General features: G+C 68.2%; 16 protein-coding genes. 7 read left to right on the top strand and 9 right to left on the bottom strand.

The features are described from left to right. From OG474_RS01650 to OG474_RS01630, 5 genes are all read right to left on the bottom strand, one after another. Complete coding sequence (locus OG474_RS01650) at window positions 1-2,742, bottom strand: AbfB domain-containing protein (protein ID WP_405060368.1); 2,742 nt, start codon at window positions 2,740-2,742, stop codon at window positions 1-3. Window positions 2,743-2,865: 123 nt separating this feature from the next. Next, on the bottom strand, window positions 2,866-5,982 hold the full coding sequence (locus tag OG474_RS01645; RefSeq protein WP_405060367.1) for a chromosome segregation ATPase: 3,117 nt from the start codon (window positions 5,980-5,982) through the stop codon (window positions 2,866-2,868). Further along, a complete protein-coding gene (locus tag OG474_RS01640) occupies window positions 5,979-6,668 on the bottom strand; it encodes a hypothetical protein (RefSeq protein ID WP_405060366.1) in 690 nt (229 codons plus the stop codon). The genes OG474_RS01645 and OG474_RS01640 overlap by 4 nt, the downstream gene beginning before the upstream one ends. Next, window positions 6,661-7,290, bottom strand: a complete 630-nt coding sequence (locus OG474_RS01635) for a hypothetical protein (protein WP_405060365.1) — start codon at window positions 7,288-7,290, stop codon at window positions 6,661-6,663. The genes OG474_RS01640 and OG474_RS01635 overlap by 8 nt, the downstream gene beginning before the upstream one ends. After that, window positions 7,287-8,477: a hypothetical protein gene (locus tag OG474_RS01630; RefSeq protein WP_405060364.1), complete on the bottom strand. Its 1,191-nt coding sequence runs from the start codon at window positions 8,475-8,477 to the stop codon at window positions 7,287-7,289. The genes OG474_RS01635 and OG474_RS01630 overlap by 4 nt, the downstream gene beginning before the upstream one ends. A gap of 305 nt (window positions 8,478-8,782) precedes the next feature. Between OG474_RS01630 and OG474_RS01625 the strand changes: the two genes are divergently transcribed. The 3 genes from OG474_RS01625 (at window position 8,783) to OG474_RS01615 (ending at window position 11,329) form a co-directional block, all read left to right on the top strand. Next, a complete protein-coding gene (locus OG474_RS01625; RefSeq protein ID WP_405060363.1) occupies window positions 8,783-9,580 on the top strand; it encodes a TrmH family RNA methyltransferase in 798 nt (265 codons plus the stop codon). A gap of 36 nt (window positions 9,581-9,616) precedes the next feature. Then, the gene (locus OG474_RS01620; RefSeq protein ID WP_405060362.1) at window positions 9,617-10,600 is read left to right on the top strand and encodes a GDSL-type esterase/lipase family protein; all 984 of its coding nucleotides are present in this window, start codon (window positions 9,617-9,619) and stop codon (window positions 10,598-10,600) included. An 84-nt stretch (window positions 10,601-10,684) separates the two neighbouring features. Beyond that, complete coding sequence (locus OG474_RS01615; RefSeq protein ID WP_405060361.1) at window positions 10,685-11,329, top strand: hypothetical protein; 645 nt, start codon at window positions 10,685-10,687, stop codon at window positions 11,327-11,329. A 616-nt stretch (window positions 11,330-11,945) separates the two neighbouring features. Here the strand turns inward: OG474_RS01615 and OG474_RS01610 are convergent. Both OG474_RS01610 and OG474_RS01605 read right to left on the bottom strand, forming a co-directional pair. Next, a complete protein-coding gene (locus OG474_RS01610; RefSeq protein ID WP_405060360.1) occupies window positions 11,946-13,163 on the bottom strand; it encodes an SWIM zinc finger family protein in 1,218 nt (405 codons plus the stop codon). Beyond that, window positions 13,160-15,985 (bottom strand): DEAD/DEAH box helicase, encoded by a 2,826-nt coding sequence (locus OG474_RS01605; RefSeq protein ID WP_405060359.1) that lies wholly within the window; start codon window positions 15,983-15,985, stop codon window positions 13,160-13,162. Before OG474_RS01605 ends, OG474_RS01610 begins: the two co-directional genes overlap by 4 nt. A gap of 95 nt (window positions 15,986-16,080) precedes the next feature. Here OG474_RS01605 and OG474_RS01600 point away from each other — a divergent pair, with 95 nt between their 5' ends. After that, entirely contained in the window at window positions 16,081-17,055 is a 975-nt protein-coding gene (locus tag OG474_RS01600; protein WP_405060358.1) for a zinc-binding dehydrogenase, read from the top strand. A gap of 3 nt (window positions 17,056-17,058) precedes the next feature. Here the strand turns inward: OG474_RS01600 and OG474_RS01595 are convergent, their stop codons facing one another. Then, the gene (locus OG474_RS01595; RefSeq protein ID WP_405060357.1) at window positions 17,059-18,390 is read right to left on the bottom strand and encodes a diguanylate cyclase; all 1,332 of its coding nucleotides are present in this window, start codon (window positions 18,388-18,390) and stop codon (window positions 17,059-17,061) included. 118 nt (window positions 18,391-18,508) lie between these two features. Between OG474_RS01595 and OG474_RS01590 the strand changes: the two genes are divergently transcribed. The 3 genes from OG474_RS01590 to OG474_RS01580 all read left to right on the top strand — a co-directional run bounded on the left by OG474_RS01590 (window position 18,509) and on the right by OG474_RS01580 (window position 22,512). Further along, window positions 18,509-18,706 carry a DEAD/DEAH box helicase gene (locus OG474_RS01590; RefSeq protein WP_405060356.1) on the top strand — a complete coding sequence of 66 codons (198 nt, stop codon included), beginning with the start codon at window positions 18,509-18,511 and terminating at the stop codon, window positions 18,704-18,706. Window positions 18,707-19,350: 644 nt separating this feature from the next. Then, window positions 19,351-21,903 (top strand): MXAN_6230/SCO0854 family RING domain-containing protein, encoded by a 2,553-nt coding sequence (locus tag OG474_RS01585; RefSeq protein WP_405060355.1) that lies wholly within the window; start codon window positions 19,351-19,353, stop codon window positions 21,901-21,903. A gap of 105 nt (window positions 21,904-22,008) precedes the next feature. Beyond that, complete coding sequence (locus OG474_RS01580) at window positions 22,009-22,512, top strand: hypothetical protein (protein ID WP_405060354.1); 504 nt, start codon at window positions 22,009-22,011, stop codon at window positions 22,510-22,512. On the opposite strand, the gene OG474_RS01575 is transcribed toward OG474_RS01580, so the two are convergent. Beyond that, window positions 22,509-23,264 carry a FadR/GntR family transcriptional regulator gene (locus tag OG474_RS01575; protein WP_405060353.1) on the bottom strand — a complete coding sequence of 252 codons (756 nt, stop codon included), beginning with the start codon at window positions 23,262-23,264 and terminating at the stop codon, window positions 22,509-22,511. The genes OG474_RS01580 and OG474_RS01575 overlap by 4 nt on opposite strands. Between the last annotated feature and the right edge of the window lie 122 nt (window positions 23,265-23,386).

The raw sequence follows: 23,386 nt of genomic DNA, 5'->3' as shown, positions 1-23,386 counted from the left end.
TCAGCCTCCCAGCCCAGACTGGTTGTTCCAGGTCGCGTCGGCGTTGTAGCTGCTGCCACCGTCCCACGCGTTCGCCCCGCTCGCCGTAGCGATGTACACCAGCTCACTGGAGTGGCGGACGTAGTAGGTGGGGTAGTTGATCGACTGCAGGGACACGTTCCCTGCTCCACCAGCCAGCGGAGGCTGTGCGCAGAACGTCGCATCTCTGCGGAAGGTATCGCTGCCGTCGCTGGTCGCCTTCTGCAGCCGGTAGTTGCTGTGCCGCAGGTACTGACCAGGGAAGTTCACCGACTCCAACGAGTAGCAGGTGCTCTCTGCCAGACCCGCCCGTACGACGAAGGTGGAGTCCTGCCGGTCAGCCAGCGCGGAGCCCGCGTCCACGATGTCAGTCCGGGCCAGGCTCTCCCGGTGTCGCAGCACCCGGTTGGTGTAGCCGGAGGTGGTCACGCGGAAGGTACGGGCCTGACCGACACTCAGATCCGCACCGCTCTTCCACCAGGCCGGTATGAGGTTCCAGGTGGAGTCATCGCGGAAGGAACCACCAGTGTCGCCGTCCACCCACACCTCGGAGTTCCGGTGCCGCAGGTACTGGCCGGGTCGTGCAGCGGACTCCAGTGACGTACCGCCGCCGCTGAGACCGGGACGGGCACAGAAGGTGGCATCAGCCGCGAAGGTGCCGCCGGTGTTGGCCTCCTTGTAGACCCGCTGATCACGCTGACGCAGATACTGCCCGGGGAAGTTGCGGGACTCGAAGGAGAAGCAGCTGCCGTTCGACAAGCCAGACCGAACCCAGAACGTCGCGTCCTGCTTCAAACCCTGACTGCTCCCGGCGTCGACCACCTCGGTGTTCGCGACTCCATTGGTATGGCGGAGGTAGCGGTTGGTGTAGTTGGGCGTCGTGACGCGGAAAGACACCAGCTTCCCGGTCGGCAACGCCGTACCGTTCGCGGCGGCCAGCACCTGTTGATGGACGGCACGCACCCGGGCGAAGTCCATCTTCTGCACCTGCCGGTCATAGGTGAAGAAGCCGTTGATCTCGTCTTCCACGTCCGTCGGCTCGGTGTAGACCGAGCCGGACAACCCGGAGCCGTTGATCAGATCCGGCAGCTGACTGGTGATCTGGATGTACCGATTCGTCAGTGCCTCACTGGTCGGTAGCATCTCGTAGGCGAAGCTGTTGCCGCTCGGCCATTCGTGGCCGGGGACGTGCAGGCCGAGCCCGCCGTACTCGCCGAGCTGCAGCACCCGGGTTGCCGATGGCGCTCGCGCGATCCCGGGACCGACGTACATGTGGTCGTCGATGATGTCGCCGTTACCGGGATCCGGATCGGAGTCGCAGCAGTTCGACCCGGAGTTGTGGTTGACCAGCCGGCTCGGGTCGAGGCTCTTCACCAGATCGGCGATCCGGCCGGCCTGGAACTCACCCCAGCCCTCGTTGAACGGGATCCACTGCACGATCGACGTGATCTGCTTGTGGTTGTCGATCATCCGGCGCAGCTCGGACTCGTACCGCGCTTCACCGGTCGCGGACGCGTTGCGGCCGGCCACCAGCGACGGCATGTCCTGCCACACCATCAGCCCGAGTTTGTCGGCCCAGTAGAACCAGCGCGCCGACTCGACCTTGATGTGTTTGCGGACCATGTTGAAGCCGAGCGACTTCTGCTGTTCGAGATCGAAGCGGAGTGCCGTGTCGGTGGGTGCGGTGTAGAGGCCGTCGGGCCAGTAGCCCTGGTCGAGCGTGCCGAGCTGGAAGACGAACTTGCCGTTCAGCGTCGGGCGCATGAAGCCGCCGATCATCGCCTTGCCGACCGAGCGCATCCCGAAGTACCCACCGACCGCATCGCTGCCGAGGGTGACCTTGAGGTCGTAGAGGAACGGGTCGTCGGGGGACCAGAGCCGCGCGTTCGGGACCGGGACGCGGAACGACGTACCGCTGACACCGGTCGCTTCACCGACGACCTGGCCGCCGGACAGCACCTGTGCGCGAACCGGTTGCCCGGCGGATGAGGCTTGGACGTTCAGATCGAGTCCGCCGGCGGCGACGTTCGGAACGGTGTCGAGGCGCTTGATCCAGGTGGCCTCGGTCGGTTCGAGCCAGACGGTCTGCCAGATACCGGACGACGGGGTGTACCAGATGCCGCCGCGGTTGAGGCGCTGCTTGCCCGACGGGATGTCCTCGGCGTCGACCGGCGCCCAGACGCCGACGATGATCTCGTTGCTTCCGGCCCGGAGCGCCGACGTGATGTCGTACGAGAACGCGTCGTACCCGCCCTCGTGGGTGCCGAGTAGTACGCCGTTCACCCAGATCTTGGACTGCCACATGACCGCGCCGAAGTTCAGCTGCACGTGCCGCCCGGACCAGCCGGCCGGGACGGCGAAGTTCCGCTTGTAGTACATGCGGTTCTCGTGCCGCTGGATGCCGGACAAGGCCGACTCGATCGGGTACGGGACCAGCACCTCCTCGGCCAAGGTGCCACCGATCGGTGGGTTGTTGAGGTTGCTGGTCGGGGCGAACTGCCAGACGCCGTTGAGGCTCTGCCAGTCCGTCCGGGTCAGCTGCGGCCGGGGATATTCGGGGAGCGGGTTCGTGACCGAGACCTGGTTGGTCCAGGGGGTGGTCAGGGGTGGCGGCTTCGGGGCGAAGGCCTCGGCCGGCGCTGAGACCAGCGCACTGCTGAGGATCGCGAGAACGATCAGCAGAGTGAGCCGTACGGAGGCATGACGGAGCAGGCCGGAGGTCATCTGTAGTCTCCCTGGGGCGGTAGGAGAGAGCGCTCTCACCCGTCAGTATGAAGACCGGACCGACTAAATCAAGACTCTGGATGATTGTTTCTGTCGGAAAGTGTTGTCTGGGTTTGGGTTTGTCTACGTGAGAGTAGGCGACACCATCTCGAGCGTCGGCGTCTTGCCTCGATACGACTCGAGCCACGACCGCAGCAGCTCCACCCGAGCGGCGTACTCCTCGTTGCCCTTGACGACCGGTGCCTGGTTGTAGGCCATGGTGTCCGAGCTGCGCCGCAGCTTGACGTACAGCCGCGACGACGCGAGGGCGTAGCGCTCCATGTCGTCCTGCAGCGCGCCGATGACCGTGATGTTGCGGTCGCGGCCGATCTGCTCGAAGAGCGCCACGGCCTCTCGGCGGTGCTGCGAACCCAGGTTGCGGCCGAGCTCGTCCAGGATCAGCAGCAGTGGCCGGTCGGATCCGCCGGCGAGTGCGGCGGCACACACGAGCTTCACCGCCTTCTCGTCCATCTGTGCGGTGTTGCCCTTGACGTTGAACGCCGAGAACGGGCCGCCCTCCGAACGTCGCCACTTCGGAGTGACTGTCCAGCGCCACGGCTTGTCCGGCTCGGCGGGCGGGTCGGGCTCGGGGAATTCGAGCTTCGCGCCATACCCGCCGTACTGCTGGTCGAGCCGGTCGAACTCCTGCGACACCAGGCGAAGCCGGGCTTTGATGCCGTCGGCAAGAGATGCGCGGTGGGCGCGGGCCGTGCTCTCGGCCTCGCCGAGACCTTCGCGGGCCCGCTCCAGCGCGGCGTTGCGCTCGGCGCGCTGGTTGGCGATCTGCTGTTGCTGCAGGCTGTCGAAGGTCTCGTGCTGCGCGAGGTGGCTGCTGAGTGTCCGGTGCAGCGCGGGGACCAGGCCGACGCGCGCGCCGAGAGTCCCGTTGGACCAGCCGTCCGGACCGTTGAGAATCTCCCAGAGCTCGGCCGGGATCTCCTCGCGGGAGCGGGCGTTCGGGAAGCAGCGGCGGATCACGTCGTCGAGCTGCGTGCAGGCCTGGTGGTTCCAGTCGGCTGTCGTCCGGCGCTGGGCGTCGTCGGGCAGCCCGAGCAGGAACTCCTCGGCCTCGGCCGGAGTCGTGCCCCAGGCGGTGATCCGGCTGGTCAGGTCGAGAGCGGTCTGCTCCTCAAGCAGCCGCAGCCGCCGGCCGGTCAGATCGTCGAGGACCCGATCGTGGTCGCGGCGGGTGGATTCGAGGTTCTTCAGCCGCTCGTCCCGGACGAGCTGCTGACCGGCCGCGGCCTCGGCGGATTCCTTGGCTGCTTGGAGTTGCGGGGCGAGCGAGTCGCGATCGTTCTCGTGTCGGTCGATCGTTTCACGGAGCGCGAGGATCTGCTCCTGGACCGACTCGGCGTCGGCCAGCGCGCGGGCGGCCGCCGTCCGGCGCTCGGCCTGGTCGACGCGTGCCCGGGCCTGCTCCAGCGCGGTTGATGCTGCGGCGCGGGCTTCGGCGGCGGCCTCGACCCGGCGGCGCGCCGCTTCGATGCGCGCCGTCCGACCGGTCAGCGGCTCGTCGAACTGGCCGACCGCGACAACGCCGGCGACGTCGTCGATGTTCTCCTTGGTCGCGCGCTCGGCGAGCGTGGTGAAGAAGGCATCGAGCGCGAAGCGTTTGTCGGCAGAGGCCGGAACACCCTTGGCGCGCTTGGCACCGGGCCGATTCGCCAGCACCAGAAGGAATCCGGCGTACCCGGCGTCAGCCAGCGCCGCCGAAGCAACGGCCGCGTCACCCGCATCGATGACAACGGCTTCCCGGTACGGCGCCAGCCGCGGCTCCCACTCGGATCGAGCCGAGGCAGGCAGGTCGGTGATGTCGGTAAGCGCGCCGCACTCGAGCCCGGCGTTCTCCAGCACCTGCTGCTGAGCAGCGGAAACCGTCTGACCGCTCTCGGCCTCACGCAGCTCGGCGGACGCGAAGTCGACCGCTGACCGGGCCGCGTGGTCGCGACCGATGTGCTCCTCAAGCGCTTCGCGTGCTTCGGTCTGCTCCGCACCCGCTGCGGCCAGGTCGCGGCCGTCCGCAGAACGGCCCGCGTCCAACAACCGCCGGTGCTCCTGGCCGAGCCGCTCCAGCTGCTCGCGCACCGAGCGCTGGGCCAGGTCGAGATCGCGGTCGCGGGCATCCAGCTTGTCCCGCTCCTGCCGGGTCAGCTGGACGTCGCGTAGCAAGACCTCTTCGTTGCCAAAGGCATCGATTGCCGCGTCGACGGCTTCCCGGCGAGCCTCCTGCTCGGCGACTCGTTCCGCAAGCTCGCCGAGCTCATGCAGGATTTCGGCGTTGCGCGCATCGCCATCGATCAGGTGCCGCGCGCACCTGGCCTGCCAGGACTCCTTGGCCGCAGCCAGCGCGTCGCGGGCCGCGCCGCGCTGCAGGATGCCGGCCTCGACCGCGGCCATCTCCTGCTCCCAGCGCTGCAGGTCGGCGGTCGCCTGCTTGGTCGCCTCGCGCTGCGTGTGCTCGGCCGAGCGGTGTGCCTGCTCCTGCTCGAGCTCGTGATCGAGCCCGGTCAGGGTCGCGATGGCGTTGAAGATCCGGGCCGGGCCCAGCTCATTCAGCGGTTCGGCGAGCAGGTTCGCGGTTGGGCTTGAGCGCACCGAGGTCGACAGGAACGAGACGCAGCGGACCTGGCCGCCGTACAGGACGCTCGACAGTTTGTTGGCGTGGAAATCGGTGCGGCCGTTGGAGTGCGGGAGCGCGGCCCACAACGCGTCGGCTCCGGCGGCCCGCTCGGCCTCGGTGACGCCGTACGGGACGTGGAGTCCGTTCTTCCAGCGCAGATCGAGGTACGACGCCTTGCGGTTGATGCGGATCCAGACGGTGATCGCGGCCGCCTCGATCTCTTCGAGCTCGGTCAGATCGGGATCGGAGAAGACACCGACGATGTAGCCGCGGTCGACGTTCGACCAGTTGCCCTCCTGGCCGGCCGCTTCGGCGGTGAACAGGAGCTCGGCCGCACCGGGCGCGCCACTGGTGAGCCGCCACTGGTCGTCCGCGTGCAGAAGACTGAGCGCTGCGATCCAGGACGACTTGCCGGCACCGTTCGAGTCGGTCGGGCCTTGGCCCGCGACTGTGACGAGACCCTGGCCGACCATCGGAATCGGGTGCGTGGACAGCCGGGACAGGTCGACGACCTGGACACCGAGCAGCACCTTCGACCCGAGGATGTCGAACGGACCGTCCTCCACCGTGCTGCTCATGCGACTCCTTCTTCTTGTTCTGCACTACTTGATGCGTCGTCCAGCGCGGTCGCCGTCCCGTTGCGGGCCCGGATGGCTTCGGCGATCGGACTGGCCGGGGCCGCGGCCAGGATGAGTTGGTCCTGCAGCCTTCTTCGCGCCGCTGGAGTCAGCCGCTGCAGTTGTGGGCCCGGGATGTAGCTGGGTCCACCGGAGTGATCACCGGAGAGTTGGATCAGCCCGGCCGCGCGCAGTCGTTGCAGGGCGAGCCGTCGCTCTTCACCACTGATCCTGGTGGTCCGGAGCTCGTCCACGGTGGTGGGCCGCGCCGACTTCCAGCTGTCGCCGGTGAGGATGCCTTCGCTGCGCGGAATCGCGACCGAATGGATGAGCACCAGCACCAGGACAGCGCGGTCGACGACCGACAACGGTTGCCACCCCTGCGCGGTGAGCGCTTCGGCGATGTCATCGGCGTACCCGGACGTCCAATGCGTGCCGTCAACCTGAACGAGCACGCGCCCGATCAGCTTCAGCATCTTCTGCACCTGCCGCCGCAGCGTCACATCCCGCAAGCCGGCCAACTGCACCTCGGCCACCGGATGCGCCGCATACTGCACCGCACTAAAGGCAGCCAGCACCTCGTCCCGCGCCCGGTCGCTCAAATCCTGCAAGAGCGGATCGAACAACGCATGCTGCAACTCACTCATCCCCAACCTCCGGTACGCCGTCGCTCGCGGGAAGCGGATCGGACTCGGGGACGTCGGGGGTGGTGATGAGGACCGCTGGGGGTGGGTCTGGAAGGTGGCGGCAGAGATCGCGGAGGGTGGCTTGGTCGGCGGGGCTCCAGTTGATGACGCGGGGTCCGAGACGCACTTCAGCCGCCTTCTCGTCCCAACGGATCCAGTGAGTAGCGTGCAGGCGGCGCAGACTGCCGATGATCAGAGTCAGGTCACTCGACTGCTCGGCCCGCCCACGCATCCCGGCGTACACGGCTCGAACCTGGGTGAGGGTGCCGATCGCGCCCGGCCAGGCCGAGCCGCTGCGGTCGGTCCAGCAGCAGGCGACCACGATCGCCAGCACCCGCGCTGTCTCGTTCGGCTGCTCGACAGCGACCGGGGGAGTACCAAGCTCATCCAGTACGGCGTGGCCCGCGCCCGAGGGCATCGTCGGCACCAGCCAGACCGTGGAACCGTCCGGCTCAGCCGCGCGCGTCAGCCCAGCCACGGCTGGGGTATCCGGATCGACCGCGATCGGACCGCCGGACTGCACCTTCGCCCACCACAGCGCGTTGTAGAGCCGTCGCTCGACGGCCTCGGACGGCGTGCTCATCGGGCCACCTTCCGAAACACGCCTTCGGTCGCCCACGGCGTCCCGGCTTCGGGATCGATTCGCATCCCGTCCGACCAGACCAGCTCGTAGTCCAGCTCGTCATGCAGGTGCGCCGCGGTCAGCTCGGCCAGCACCCGTCGTGCGGTGACCCAGTCGCCCGCATCATCGATGACCTCGACAATGTCCACGGACGGCCGCCCGGCCAGCACCCGCTCAGCCTCCGACCGCAGCTCTTCGCGATCCGTCGCAGCAGCCGACTCCGGAGCATCCACATCCGCTGTCGGCCGGGGTGGCGCCATCCGCGCCGTACCGGATCGGCGACCGGTCTCGACCGCCTCGACCATCGTCTGCGGTGAGAAGTCCGGCGCGGCCGCGTCGAAGATCAGTCCGTCCAGGACCGCGGCCAGCACATCCGGCTCACTGCCCCGGGTGAACGTCACCCAGGTCTCCATCGGCAGCAGCCCGAGCGCACGCGTCGTACCGGCTCGTTCCACCAAGCGCCCCGCCGCGAGCTGCACAGCATCGGCGTACGCCGCGAGTGACATCCGCAGCGAGGTGCAGGCGCGATGCAGCGTCGGCCAGCGCTCGAGGACGATCCGGTGCACCTTCTCGGCCTGCTCGATCAGCCGCTCGTTGCCCCAGGCGAGCTGGGCGTTCTCCCGGAGCTGAGCGGTCGTGCTGGTCGAGACGAGAATGGCCAACTCGTTCCCCAGGAGCCGGAAGACCTTGGTCAGCCGCTGGATCGAGGCGAACCCTTGGTCCTCGGTCGCGCTCGGGTCGCTGACGCTGTGTGCCTCGAGGGTCAACAGTTGGTGCAGCTCACCCTGACCGCCCTGCACCGACATCCGCCGCAGGAACATCAGCATCACGTACGGCGCGAAGGCGGCCCGGTGGCGCAACTCGTTCGGACGGTCGACCAGCTTGGTGATCGCGCCGTACTGCCGGAGCACCTCGAACCGGCGGACGATCACGTCGTGCGGATAGGCGCGGCAGGCCAGCGTCGCCTGCTCGACGGTCAACCCGTCGCTCCCGGCCTCGGCGAACGCGTCGAGGATGGCCTGATCGGCGTCCAGCAGCTCCGGATCGACGATCATCGCCCCGGCCTCACGGGCGAGCACGGCGAACACCTGCCGGTAGACGCGCAGCACGGCCGCTTCGGCCTCGGCGTCCAGCAATGTCGCGTCCATGCGTACTCCTCCCGTGTGGTGCCGCTCCCGCGAGCGAGCGGCGACCAGGAAAAGGACTCTAGCCATCGACCCCGACAGACCAAAACCGGGCCCGCCGAGCCTGTGGAAAACCTGGTGACGAGCGTGGCCGGCGCTGCCTACCATCGCGATTATGAAGCAGCCTCAGCGTGGCTGACGCGGTCCAGGTAGACCGCGTCAGGACCACAACGCCCCACTGACCTCGGTCAGGGCGTTCACACACCGGTGCGCGACCCGCGACAGGGTCCCCGGTGCGCTGCTCAGTTCTCCAGTACGGAGTCCCGCACATGACTGTGCATCCTGCTGCGCCGGCCATTGGCGCTCAGCACCCGGCCGTCCGCGACCTGCTCACCGTCCGCAAGGACGCCGCTCCCGGCCGGATTCTGGTCGAAGGCGCGTGGGAACACGACCGCCTCCTCGCCACCGACACTCAGCTCGAAGCCTTCTTCTGGTGCCCCGAAGCCGGTACGACGTACCCGGTCGACCGGATCGCCGAGCGTGCGACCGGGGTCTACCGGATCTCGGCCAAGCTGCTCGACCGGTTGTCCCGCAAGACCCGCTCCGACGGTCTGCTCTCGATCGCGCGCCTCCCGGTCTGGGAGCCGAGCGAGCTCCGCTTCACCAGCTCGTCGCTGGTCCTCGTCGCGGACGGAGTCGAGTACGCCGGCAATCTCGGCACCCTGATTCGGACAGTCGACGCAGCCGACGCCGACTGTCTGATCCTCACCAGCAGGCGGGCCAGGCCGAGCCATCCGGCCGTGTACTCCGCCAGCCGCGGCACGGTCCTGTCGACGCCGGTGCTGGAGTTCGACGAGATCGCGACCGCCGCGGACTGGTTGCGCTCGAACGGTTTCGCCGTGCATCTGGCCGATCCAGCGGCTCAGGGGAGCTACCGCGAGACGCCGTACGACGGACCGACCGCGTTCGTGGTCGGCTCGGAGGGCTCGGGGCTGTCGGCCGAGTGGCACGCACAGGGCTTCAACGGGGTCTCGATCCCGATGCTGGGCCAGGCGGACTCGCTCAATGTCGCGCTGTCCGCCGGGATCCTGCTGTTCGAGGCGCGGGCCCACAAGAGCGGGTGGTGAAAGAATGGCGCTTCCCCAAGGACAAGGAGTCGGAACGTGCCGTTCGAGCCGGGCGAGGTTGTCGCCCCGTCAGACCCGCGGATCGTGCTGGAGGGGCAGTGGGGTCACCAGCCCGGCGTCGCGATCACGGTGAACTCCGGGTCGCGGCTCACGTTCTCCTTCGCGGGGGAGCGGGTCCAGCTGCTCTTCGACATCACCGGTCTGACGGTCGCTCCGCACCTGTGGATCACGCTCAACGACGGTGAACCTGCGCTGCACGTGATCGAGGAGTCGGTCGTCGACCTGTCCCTGCCTACCGGTCGCCACACGGTCGAGGTGGTCGTCAAGGACGTCAACGAGCACGCCAACCGGTGGAACCCGCCGTTCGAGAGCGCGGTCGTGTTCGCCGGTCTGGTGCTCGACGTGAACTCCCGCCTGCGGCTCAGGGGCCGCCCAGGTGGACCGCGGCTCGAGTTCTACGGCGACTCGATCACGCAGGGCGTGCGGGCGATCGGCCCGGAGATCGAGTCGGAGGGAGTGGACGGTGCGGTGTCCTACGCGTACCTGACCGCCCGCGCCTTCGGAGCGACGTCGTACCAGGTCGGTTTCGGCAGCCAAGGCATCGTGAAGCCAGGGAACGGCGAGGTGCCGTCGGGGCTGGAGTCCTTCGGCTGGAACTTCGCCGGCTCGCCCGCCGAGCGGATCGAGGCGCCCGACGTGGTGATCGTCAACCTCGGGGTGAACGACGAGACGCTGACAGCGGAGCACTACGGCGAGTACGTCGGCCGCGTGCGATCGGCGTACCCATCGACGACGGTGGTCGCGCTCACGCCGTTCAACGGCAAGCACGCGGACGTGATCGCTTCCGCCGTGAAGTCACTCGACGACGAGAACGTCGTACTGATCGATTCCACTGGCTGGATCACCGAAGACGACTGCACCGACAACATCCACCCGTCGGTCGCCGGTCATCGGAAGATCGCGGACCAGCTGATCCCGGCGCTGGAGGCGGCGACGTCGCTGCGCCTTCCCTCTATTTAACACAGAATCGAGCACCAAGAAACAGACTGTTTCTTTTTCTCCCGGCGGCCCACACTCGGAGACGCCGCAACGGGAGGAGAACCCTTGATCACCGCGGACGACCTCGACACGGCAGTCACCTGCGTCGTCGATGCTCTACGCCCAGCCGCCGACCAGGACTGGTCCGTACTCGCAGGCTCCCTCGACTGGACCTGCCGCACCACCGCCGAACACATCGCCCAGGCGCACCTCCACTGGGCGACCCAGCTGGCCGTCGCTGCCCCCACGCAGTACGTCCGCTGGTCAGCCAGCGCCCAAGAGCTGGCACCACCCGCCGGCGTCCTCGACTTCCTCGAAGCCGCCGGCCGCATCCTCGCCCTGGTGGTCCGATCGACTCCACCAACTGTCCGCGCCTTCCACCCCTGGGGCATCGGCGACCCCGAAGGCTTCACCGCCATGGCCTGCACCGAGTCCCTCATCCACGGCCACGACCTCACGGTGACCCTCGCGGCCCCCCTCACCCCACCCGCCGACCTCTGTACCCGCCTCCTGGCCAGAGCCTTCCCCCACGAACCCCACCCCACCGACGACCCCTGGCTCAACCTCCGCTGGCTAACCGGCCGAACCCAAATCCCCAACACCCCCACCCCACCAACCTGGCGCTGGCGCCCCACCCCCCTCACCGAACCCTGGAACCGCACCCCCCAACCAGCCCCCATGCCCTTCACTCCCGTCGGTAAGCACACGTAGTAGTACCCACCAACCGATCCGGCCGCCCGTTCGCAGGCGTGCGCCGCCGTCCGCAGGTCGACCATTACATGTCGTTCCCGACGGATCGTCCGAGGAACAGGACGTATACGTCTGCTGGATCCTTGGGCCGCCGACGGTGAGCGTGATGATCGCGGTCGGTAGAGCTATACGTCCTGTCCTTCGGAGGGGCGGCCCGGCATCCGGCTCGCCGTCGGCAAGGACACGTTGTAGTACTCCACGAGGCGATCCGGCCGCGCGTCCGCAGGCGCGAGCCGCCGTCTGCAGGTCGACCACTACATGTCGTTCCCGACACTGAGGGCATGCATCGACGCGTGCGGCACGGCTGGGGACGGCGTCGAACGGCCGGCCGCCGCGCTGACGTCCGAAAGATCGGAGCGCGGGTCTACGGTTCTTCGGACGTTGGGGTTTGCGGGGATCTGCTGCCGCTCCGAGGCAGTAGAGCCACGCAAAGGTCCACCGGTAAGCAGCTCGGCCACCGAGGCGAGCGGGTGACGCCTTCGGGCGGGCTGATCAGATGGCCAAGGGGATGGCGCGGTCGGCGACCAGGGATCTCGTGGCCTATGGCTGGGGCAGCTGCCGTCCAGCTAGCCAACCTTCAGGAGTCCAGGAGCTCTTGTGGGTAAGGGGATGGTGGGCGGCTGAGGGTCCAGTCGCCGAAGTGTTGGTCGAAGCGGTACCAGAGGTTGTCGGGGCCTAGGCGGAGTTGGCGTTTGCCGGCGGTGATGCGGTTGGCTTCGACGGATGCTTTCGGCATCAGGGTCGCGGCTTCGGCGAGGGCCTCCGGGTCCAGGTCGGTCGGCGAATCCACGGCTGCTGACAGGCCGCCCGGGCCGCCTAGGCGCCAGGCGGCCGCCCAGCTGGTCAGTTGACGAGCCGGTACGCCGGAGCGATGCGCCAGCTCGGCCAATTCCGCCGTACCGGTCAGGAGTGCAGCGCGGCGCGCGAGATCCTGCTCGAAGGTCAGCACGGAAGCGCCGTCACCGGACGCCAACTCCCATGCGCGCTGTGCAGCGTCGGTAGCCAACGCCACCAGATCCCGTACGTCGATCTCCGACGATCGAGGTGGATCCAGCGCCTGCACAGCGGCCGGCGTCCGCGCCGTCCGCAAGGGCCGCGGGACCACCGGCAGGACACCGATCCGAGCCGCATAGGCAGCGCGGGCGGGGATGCCCGGGGGAGCGGCCTTGACTACAGGCGCGGTTTCGGACGTCCCGCGACGCGCGCGGAGAGCCGCCAGCAGGTCGTCTTTGGAACGACCCCGAAGCAGCAGCAACGCGAATGGATCGCTGTCGAGCGCGTCGGTGATCACGTAGCAGACGGCCGCCGAGTGTTTGCACGGCACGGCGAAGTCGGGGCAGTTGCAGTTCGTCAGGATCTCACCCGCGCCAGGCAAGAGATCCAGCCCAGCGGCTCGGACATCATCAACCACCTCGGGCGGCAGCTCCCCATCCAGCAACGCCGCCACGCGCCCGATCTGCGCAGACACGACGTCGAGCACGGCATCCCACTCGGCACCCGAGAACGCGCGGATCCGCACCGTCACCTGATACGGATTCACCCGGCTGCCCTGCACAACGGCTTCGACCTCGCCGGGCGTGACCGTCAGCTCCAGCACGCTGCCGCGCCGCGCATAGGAACGCCCACGCGCCAACCGGTTCGGATCGAGTCGGGCCCGTTGCTCCAACGCCTCCAGCCAGGCGCGTCCCCACCAGGTCGCGCCGAAGGGCCGCCGGCTGCCCGGACCTCGTGCCGCGGGAAGCCCCGCGTTCTCGCCCTTGTCGCGCCAGCCCTGCCATGGCGTCCGGTCGCTCATGGCCGCGCCTTCCCAACAGCAGAAGGGTTGTACCCACTCGCCGACCCCGAACGAGCCGGCCCGGTCGACAGCTCGACAAGCTCGGACAGCTCCGCGTTGGACAGCTCACTGAGCCACGCCTCACCCGAGCCGATCACCGCATCGGCCAGCTCGCGCTTGGCCGCGATGACCGCCGAGATTCGGTCTTCCAGAGTGTTCTCCGTGACGAGGCGATGCACCTGCACCGGCCGATCCTGGCCGATCCGGTACGCGCGGTCGGTCGCCTGATCCTCGACCGCCGGATTCCACCAGCGGTCGTAGTGCACGACATGGGTCGCCTGCGTCAGCGTCAGCCCGACACCACCAGCCTTGAGCGAGAGCAGGAAGACGGGCGACTCGCCGGCCTGGAACTGTGCCACCATCTGCTCCCGCTTCCGCACCCCGATCCCGCCGTGCAGGAACAGTGTCGGCACGCCACGCGTCGCCAGGTGAGCCTCGATCAGTCGGCACATCTCGACGTACTGGCTGAAGATGAGGACTGATTCGCCTTCGGCCAGGATCACATCGAGCAATTCGTCGAGCGCGGCCAGCTTGCCGGACCGCCGCTCCAACGGCCCCGGCTGATGCAGGAACTGGGCCGGATGGTTGCAGATCTGTTTGAGCTGAGTCAGCAGACTGAGCACCAGCCCACGTCGCGCGATCCCTTCGGCGGCCTCGATCTCCGCGAGCGTCTCCTTCGCGACCGCTTGGTACAGCGTCGCCTGCTCCCCGGTCAGCGGCACGACAACGTCCTGCTCGGTCTTCGGTGGCAGCTCCGGCGCGATCCCCGGATCGATCTTGCGCCGCCGCAACAGGAACGGGCGGGTGATCCGCGCCAGCCGGGACGTCGCCTCTTCGTCGTGATACCGCTCGACCGGCACGGCGATGTCCTGCCGGAACCGGTCCAACGTGCCGAGCAACCCGGGGGCGGCCCAGTCCAGGATGGACCAGAGCTCGGACAACCGGTTCTCCACCGGTGTCCCGGTCAGCGCGATCCTGGTTGCCGACGGCAACGTCCTCAGTGCGCGGGCCGTCCGGGACAACGGGTTCTTCGCGTGCTGTGCCTCGTCGGCGACAGCCAGCTCCCACTGCACTTCGCCGAGCACCCGATGATCCTGCCGAACAACGCCGTAAGTCGTCAGCACCACCTCGTCCGGCGCGAGATCGCTCAACGATCGCCCCGCCCCATGGAATCGCCGCGTCGGAACGTCAGGCGCGAACCGGGCGAACTCCCGCTCCCACGTGCCGAGCAGCGTCGATGGGCAGACCACCAAAGTCGGCCCGCGACCACGCCGCAGCAGGTGCAGCGCGATGACCTGGATCGTCTTCCCCAGGCCCATGTCATCGGCCAGACAACCACCGAGCCCGAGATCGGCCAGTTGCGCCATCCACGCGACTCCGCGGCGCTGGTAGTCGCGAAGCGTGGCCTGTAGCCCGGCAGGCTCAACGAACGGAGCATTCTCGTCACCCGACCGCAGCCGGGCCAGCATCTCCGCCAGCGACCCGTCGGCGTCGAACGCGACCAGCTCACCATCGATCGCGATCGTCCCGGTCAGAGCAGCCCCGAGGGCCTCCGCACCGGTCAGCTTGTGCGCGCCGGCGCGGCGCAGCTTCCGGACCAGGTCGTGATCGACACGCACCCAACGCCCGCGCATCCGGATCATCGGCCGCTTCGCCTCCGCGAGCGCGGCGACCTCCTGCTCGGTCAGCTCCTCCCCGTCCAGCATCGGCCGCCACCGGAACGCGACCAGATCGCTCAAACTGAAGTCAGGCCCGGTCACGGCTCCGGGAGTCGGAGTCCCGACCGTCCCGCGAACGGCAAGCCCGCTTCCGAATAGCTCAGCTGGCCAGAGCACCTCGATACCTGCGCCCTCCAGCGCCGTACTGCCCTCGGCCAGCTCCTCCAATGCCTCGTCATCGATGTCGACCGCCGCCGGTGCCGCGTCCTGTAGCGCGGCCGACAGCGGCGGCCACACCCGCGCTCCGCGACGCAAAGCCAGCAGCAGATCGGTCTCCGCTCGCTCGCCCAGCGCGGCAAGCACCGCCGCTGGTGCGGTCCAGACGTCGGCCACATCGACCAGCAGACTCGGATCCAGCTCACTCCGAAGCTGCAGGACGGCTTGAAAGTCAGAGAGCTCCACAGACGGTGGCTCGATCCGCAGCACCAGCCGCGCTCCCGCGTCCTCGCTCTGCGCGCTCTCGGCCAACCACGCCGTCGGCCCGGTCACCGCCACCGGCTCGATAGCCGCGAACGGCGCCGCTCCGGCATCCACTGAAACCGCAGCTGCTGGACTCCGCACGAGCGTGTCCGCGATCGCATCCCAGAACGCCCGAATGAGCTGCTCCGGATCGACCAACCGCACCGGCCGCGAGCCCTCGATCGGCAACGCATGCCCGTACGGCGGCATCGCGGCGGCCAGCTGCTTCAGCCAGCCGCGGTCTAGCGGATCCAGCGGAGCGACCCGCCAGCCGCCCCACCCACTCGGGGTGAGGTCTGGCACCAGCCGGCCGCGCGCGATCAGCCCGAGCCCGGCCAAGGCCGCTGCTCGCCACGCCTCCCAACTTGCGTTGCCCTGCAGCGGTGTCGCCGCCAGCTCAAGCGCTTGCGGGATGGTCAGCAGTCTCGCCGAGACCGACGTCCTCCGGACCTGCGATCCCTGTGGGAGCACGAGGTTGACGGTCGAGTCGGTCGCGTCGACCTCGCCGTACAACGCCAAACGGCCCGCTCGGGGCGGGTCGGCTGGCACGAAGACGGCGTCGAACATGCCCTGCACAGTACGCCGGACGACCGACAACTTTCTCATCGCCGGAGCAGGCCTGTGGACAACTTCGAGGCGGCTTGACCTCAACCAAGGTTCAGGGACGAGTCTGGGGGCTACTCGACGACCAAGGAGCAGGAATGCATGCAGCAGTGGTGACCCAGTACGGCGACCCTTCGGTGATCCGGACCGAGGAGTGGCCTGACCCGGTTCCGGGCGCGGGACAGGTGCTGGTCGAGGTCGAGGTGGCCGACATGATCTTCGTCGACACGGCGATCCGCCGTGGCCAGCATGGAGGGTTCTTCGACGTACAGCCGCCGTACGTGCCGGGCACCCGGTTCGGTGGACGAGTGCGGTCGACCGGCCCCGGCGTACCGGACTCCTGGATCGGTAAGACCGTCGTCGGGCGCGGTGTGGACTTCGGCGCGCACGCCGAGCTGGTAGTCGCGGCCGTCGACACCCTGTCCGAGGTACCTGCCGGTCTGAACCTGGAGACCGTGGTCGCCGTGACCGGCGACGGTTTCACCACGCTGCTGCTCGAGCGGCTGGCACCGGATCTACAGGGCAAGGACGTACTGATCACTGCGTCGGCAGGCGGCATGGGGCTGTTGCTGATCCAGCTCGCCCACCGTGCTGGCGCGCATGTCATTGCTGCGGCGCGTGGACAGGCCAAACTCGACCTGAGCAAGGCACAGGGCGCAGACGTGGTGATCGACTACTCACAGCCGGGCTGGGAGAAGGCTGTCCTCGAAGCGACCGGCGGCCGCGGCGCCGACCTGGTCTTCGAAGGTGCCGGCGGTGAGCTGGGGGCGACAGCGTTCGGTGTGGTCAAAGACGGTGGCTGGTTCTCCGCGCACGGTGCACCGAGCGGAACCTTCGCGCCCTACGACCCAGCCGACGCGGAGCGCCGGGGGATCATCGTGAAGGGGATCGCAGACCTGCGGGTCGACCTCGTCTCGACGCCGGTGACCAACGAGGAGGTGTTGCAGCGGGCCGCCGCTGGCGACCTGGTGCCGGTGGTCGACCGAGTCTTTGACCTGGACCACGTGGCAGACGCGCACACGGCCCTCGAGCAGCGCGCACTGCTCGGGAAGGCCTTGATTCGAGTGCGCTGAACCTCAGTCGACCGGCTGGTCGGCGTGGTCAGTGACAGCAGGTGGGTTCGGCTGGGCCGCGACGATGCGGTTCCGGCCGTCTCGCTTGGCGGAGAGCAATGCGTTGTCGGCAGCCAGCACCAGCTGATCCATGGTCTTCGCGACGTCCGGATAGACAGCAGCTCCGATCGAGGCCGGCACACCGCTGAGCACTGCCGTCTCCTCGGCCGCAGTGTCGACGGACACGGTCAGCGTGCTCAGGCGGTCGCGAATTCGCTCCGCGACCTCCAGCAGCTCAGTCTCCGAAGCACCGGGCAGCAGCACTGCCAGTTCGTCGCCACCGACCCGCGCGACCAGATCGCCCTGCCTGACCTCCGCACGGATGCTCTGACCGACAGCCTTCAGGGCCTGGTCCCCAGCCGGGTGACCGTAGGTGTCGTTGATCTCCTTGAACCTGTCCAGGTCCAGCATCAGCAAGCCAACCGTGCTGCGCAGAGTCTCCGCCCGCGCCAGCTCAACCGGCACTGCGTTCGCCCAGTACGCCGGGGTCGCCAGACCGGTCTTCACATCAGTCCCGGCCGCACGCTGGAACTGCGGTAGCAGCAGATCGCGGTGCAGCGCCAGCACCGTCACCATCAGGATCGGCACAACCCAGGGGTACGACGCCTGGAGCGCACCGACTGCCACCCCGAGGCCCAGGCCGGCGACCACCACCAGCTGATCGGACAGGTCACCCAGCGCACCACGTGCAGTGGCATCAGGGGACGACATCAGGATCGCGCCGATCACCAGCGCGAAGTTCACCAGCCACCAGGTGGCCGCAGCACCCAGCACGACGATCAGCGAGAACGGACCGGTCGGCACCCGCGGCTCAGTGACCAGCCCACCACCACGCAGTACGGCGGTGGCCGCAGCGCTGGCCAGGATGAACGTGCTCGCGGAGAACACCTTGCGGTGCGCGACTGTCCGTCCGTAGACGCGGATCCACGAGTACCCGTACGAGACGGCGATCAGAGCGATCACCAAGCTGAGTGGCAGCAGCAGGAGGCCGGCGAAGACCCAGAGGCTCTTCAAGTTCGTGTACGGCGAGCTGTTGGCCGCCATCTCGCGTCGCCGCTCGATTCCGCGGGCGGACTCCAGATGCAGGATCGAGGCGGTCGCGAGCACTGCGAACGCGATCCACTCGGAGGGCCTGACGCCGGCTTTGGCGCCGAAGATCGTCGAGGCCACAGCCAAGGCGGTGATCGTGACTGCGACAGCCTCCACACCCAGGACATAGCTCAGCGCCGGGCGTGGCAACGACCAGAGCGTCCATTGGCGGGGTGGCACCCACTTGCTCCGACCGATCAGAATCATGTGGCCTCACACGGATAGACCTGAACGGTTATTCCTGAATAGTAACTGCCTGTTCACGCGAGGTCATCCCGGACCGCGCGTTATTCCATCTGGCGGATGGTGAAGGAAGGATCCCACCATGTACAGGATCGGCACCGGCAACGAGTGGTTCCGCGGCTCCAGCGGGCGCTTGGCAGGCGGCGGAAACGAGTGGCTGCACGGCGGGAACGAGTGGTTCCACGGCGGGAACGCGGCGTTCACGGAGGGTGGCAACGAGTGGCTGCACCGGCCGGCCGGAGGCGGCAACGAGTGGTTCACCAACGGCAACGAATGGTGATCCACGGAACCTTCTTGGAATTCTTTACAAATACTTTACGGAGTGCCACCCGGAGATAATTCCCGGAATTCTCCGGGCGGCCCGCCGAAGCGGTTCAGCGGGAAATCAGGCGAGGCGAATTCCTCCCGGGCGGCGGGCGCGCGACCAGGCGCGCCCGCCGCCACGGGAAGGCCTGGCGCATCAGTGCCAGTTGTCGGAGCCGGCCTGCTACGGATTCAGTGCCGCGGACGCCTGGAGTCGATCCACTGTCCGTAGGCCCACACTTCCCGTCCGTGACGAGTCGGGGTTTCGGGCACGGATCCGGTGTGGTTCAAAGGTTTGCTGGCGGCGCATCAGTGCCATCTCATGTCCAAAACGGCTACCCAGTGACGTGAGGTTTGATCAAAGGTTCTATTCTGTAGATGTTCCGGTACCGGGGTCTGGGCGGGGCGGCCCCGACCCTGGTGCCGGACTTCTCTTTGTCCGGGCGGCTCTCTGAGCAGCCGCCCGAGCCGGGCCGCAAAAACTGTCGGTGGCGCCCGGTAGCGTTCTTCTTGCCAGGGGCGGCTCCTGGACGTGCTTCCTTCTCCTTCACCAGGCCAAGTAGCGCGGCCACTCTCCGCCCCTGGCGTCATTCACTCATGACGTCTTGCGGGGAGGACGCGATGCGGGAGGCTGCTGCCGTTCTGTTGCGGCGCCGGCGACTGGTCGACGCGGTCGCGCTGACTCCGCCGGTGCGGAGCTCTGCCTGGCAGTGGCTGCGGCGTCCGCTGACGATCCAGGCCGGCATGTCCGCGTTGCAGGCCGACCTCATCCAGCGCGGCTTCCTGCTCTCGGTCGGCCTCTACCGGCACTGCGCCGGCCTGTCTGCTCCCGCTCTGGCTGGTCTGGGCGGCGCACTGCTCGACCTGCTCGACGCAGAGTCCGGTCACGACACCGACCACGTCCTACTGTTCCGTGGCTTCCCGGACACGGTCCCGGCCGACACCGAAGCCTTCTACATCAACCGGGTCTTCGCCCGGCTGCTCCAAGAGCCCCAGCAGCCCTGCGTGCTCTGTGGCGACGCCAAGTCGGTGCATCCGGTCTCGCCCTGCGCACACCTGGTCTGCCACACGTGCTGGGACGGCGCAGACCTGAGCGCCTGCCCGCTGTGTCTGCGCCGGATCGATCCGAGCGACCCGTTCCTGGAGCCGTCGTTCGACGGAGTGCCGGAAGGCCAGGTCCGCTCCGATCGGCTTCGCCTGCTGTCGCTGGCCGGTCCGGACGCAATCCGCACCACCGTCGATTCCCTGCTAGTACGACGTACTCCGCCGGCTGCCGTCGATCGTGCCGACCTGCAGGTGCTGCTCCAGGTGGCAGACGTGTCCTGGCTGCCGGCTGACATCCCGGTCCGCGAGACCCGAGCCGTGGTGCTCGCACACTTCCTGGCCGACGAGCCCACCGTGATCGACCGAGCCAGTACGGCGACCGACCTGCTGCGACTGCTCTACGCGCTGATGGACGCGGACCCAGGTCTGCGGACTCCGCCGGTCCGCCGCAAGTCGCTGTCCCGCGCGACGAGGCGTCTGGTGCTGGCTCGCCTGGACAGACTGCCGGCCGAGGCGCTGATCGAGGACATGCTGCGGCACGAGCGCGCCTGGAAGCGGATGGGCGAGGTGCTGCACCCCTTCGAGTTCGCGACCAAGCATCCACGCGCGGCGCTCGCCTTCGCCGTACTGCGCCGTACCGATCTCGAGGTGGATACCGGGACCGGGCGGGCGCTGCTGGCCGAGGCGGCCAACCATCCGTTCGTGCGGTTCGAGGGCGGGCGACTGCTCATGCGCACCTTCGCCGCGCGCGTCGAGGGCGCGTTCGTGGACGGCCGTCCTGGGCTCGCGCTCGATCTGCTGCGGCAGCGGCCGGGAGAGCTGCTGCGGAGACTGGTGCAGCTCGCCCGCGAGCTACCAGCCGACCAGCACGGCGATCTGGTGACCGCAGTGGCCACTGCGGTCTCGGACGTGTCGCCGGTCGTCATCACTGCCGCACTCGGACAGGTGCGTACCCCGCCGGGCGACCTGCGGTTGTTCTTCCCTCGCGGCGGCAGCACTCGGGTCTGGACGACCGTCGACAGCAGAGAGCCGCTGCCATCCCAGCTTGCGGCCGCGCTGGCCGGCGTACTGGTCGGTGAGATGTTGCGCCGAGCCACTGACCTGCCGCGGTGGCGGCGCGCGTTCCTGGATGAGGAGCTCGTCAGGCTGGCCGCACCGGGCTCGGAGCGCGGTTCGTCTGCGTCGCTGCGCCGGATGACTCGGGGGAGCGCGGTAGCGATCCCACCGGAGGATTCGCTGCGGCTGTTCCTGCACTGGGTCGAGCCGCCCGAGCAGCGGGTCGATCTGGACCTGTCGGTCGCTGTGTTCGGAGAGGAGTGGGACTTCGTCGGGCTCTGCGACTACACGCTCCTGCGCTTCGACCAGGAGGCGTTGGTGCACTCGGGCGATCTCACGTCCGCTCCAGGGCCGGGCGGCTCAACGGAGTTCGTGGATCTCGACCTGCGTCAGCTGCGCCGAGTCGGCGGGCGGTATGTGCTGCCGGTCGTGTTCAGCTACAACAACGTCCCGTTCGACCAGCTCGAGCGTGGTTTCGTCGGAGTGATGCGGCAGCCGGTCGGACTGTTCGATCCGGCCGCGGTCGAGGAGCGGTTCGACCTGTCCGGCCCGGCCAAGATCCTGCTCCCGTTCGGCATCGACCTGCACACCAAGGAGCTGCGCTGGTACGACATCAACCTCAGCGCCGCCGGTTACGGTCACAACGTCGCCCGGTACGGCGGCCACCTGGCGCTGATGTCAGCTGCGCTGGAGGACGTGTACGGCTCGGGTGATCGGGTCAGTCTGTGGGAGATCTGCTGCTGGCATGCCGCGGCCCGCACCGACGAGATCGCCGTCCGGTGTGATGACGGATCGGTCGTCGGCTACCTGCGTGATCCCGCCGAGGACGTGGCGACGTTCGCCCGGCGACTGATCGCCAGACTCGAGCCGGACCGCGTGTGGGACGAGGATGCGGCATCCCGGTCCGATTTCGTCGGGGTGCTGAGCGGAGACCTCACCCCACGGGCCGGCACGGAGGTCTACGCGCTGCACCCACGCCTGCTCGACGCCACCGCGCTGTCGCTGGTCGACGCGTCGTGGCTGCTGAGTGCTTTGGCTCCGGACAGCAGGGCGCACGCTCCGGTCAACCTGTGAGGACCCTGAGAACAGTTTGACAATTCCGTGACGGTGGCGCGCCAGATGCTTCGGACTGGTCGGCCACAGGAGTACAACGGGAAGTGACTGCGAAGGGAGCCACGCATGACCTACGACGTGGTGGTGCTCATCGAGCGGGAGATGAGTGAGGGCGACGCGCGCCGCGTTGCCGCCCTGCACGCAAGGCACGAAGAAGCCGTCAACTACCACCTACTGGTCTCCAGTCATCCGGAGCGCGGATTCGGTGGTCCGATGGCCTTACTGGGAACGACGTTCGCCGATGTGGCCGGCATGATCGGTCCACCGGGGAGCGCCCCTGCGGGAACGGCTATGGCCACACTCGCCGATCCGGACCTCGACATGGCCTCGGTCATCGAACACAGCGCACGCCAGCTCCGCGGAGCCAGCAGATATCCGGTGCACGTCTCCATCACCCACGGCGAGGTGCTGCTCGCCCTGAAAACGCTGGTGATGCGCAGCGGCGGCCAGGAGGTCGTGGTGGTCGCCTGGCCGGAAACCGCGGCCAGCTACCTCTGCTCCGACTGGGCCACCAAGGCCCGCAAACTCCTCAAGGTCCCGAGGGTAAGAATTCTCGAGCACGACAACTAACCGGTGAGTGCCCGGAGCGCGTCACGTTCGCCTTCGGGCACATAGCCCGCGTAGTAGTCATACATGTTCTGACGGGCGATCCGTGCGGCCGCGTGACCGTCGCCGGAGCGAATCGCCTCGACCACGTCGGCGTGGTGCTGCAACGACTCCAGCATCAGCGCGCGGCTGTTCGGCGCGTGCGCGATCTTGTCCGAGATCAGAGTCAGTACGACGCCTCGCACCACTTCGTTGCAGGTCTGGATCAACGAGTTGCGGGCGATCCGCGCGATCACGTCATGGAAGGTCAAATCGGCCTCGCTGAACGCCGCGAAGTCGACGTCGATCGCGGTCCGCATCGCGATCAGCGTGTCCTCGAGCTCGGCGAGCTGCTCCGCCGTGCGCAGCTGGGACGCGACCTGGATCGCGGCGCCGTCCATGATCATCCGGAACCCGATCAGCTCGGCCAGGGTCAGCTCGTCCACCCGCGTCAGCCGGACCAGCTGCTTGCGCAACGCGATCGACGAGAACGGCAGGATCTCCGGACCGTTCGGGTCGCCGGGCCGCGACCGTACGACGCCGTTGCTCTCCAGCACCCGCAACGCCTCGCGGACCGTGGACCTGCTGACGGCGAACTGGCTGACCAGCTCCCGCTCACTCGGCAGCCGCTGACCGGGCGCGAGGTCGCCCCGGACGAGCGCTTCCTCGACCTGTTCGACGATCCGCTGGTACGCGCGCACGGGCTGGACCGGCTGGAACCGCGGACGCTCGGCCATTCCGGACCCTCATTTCACCTTGACAGACCTGTCGGTAGCGACAAACCTAGTGCCCCACTGACACCTAGTCCACTGGTCGGACCAGTCACAGCTGGACGGCGAACCCCGCCGTACTGCGTGCC

Source organism: Kribbella sp. NBC_01505 (genome assembly GCF_045040285.1).
In the GTDB taxonomy this organism is placed as follows: Bacteria; Actinomycetota; Actinomycetes; order Propionibacteriales; family Kribbellaceae; genus Kribbella.
Note: the sequence above shows the minus strand (reverse complement) of the source record. Positions and strands in the feature narration are given on the sequence as shown.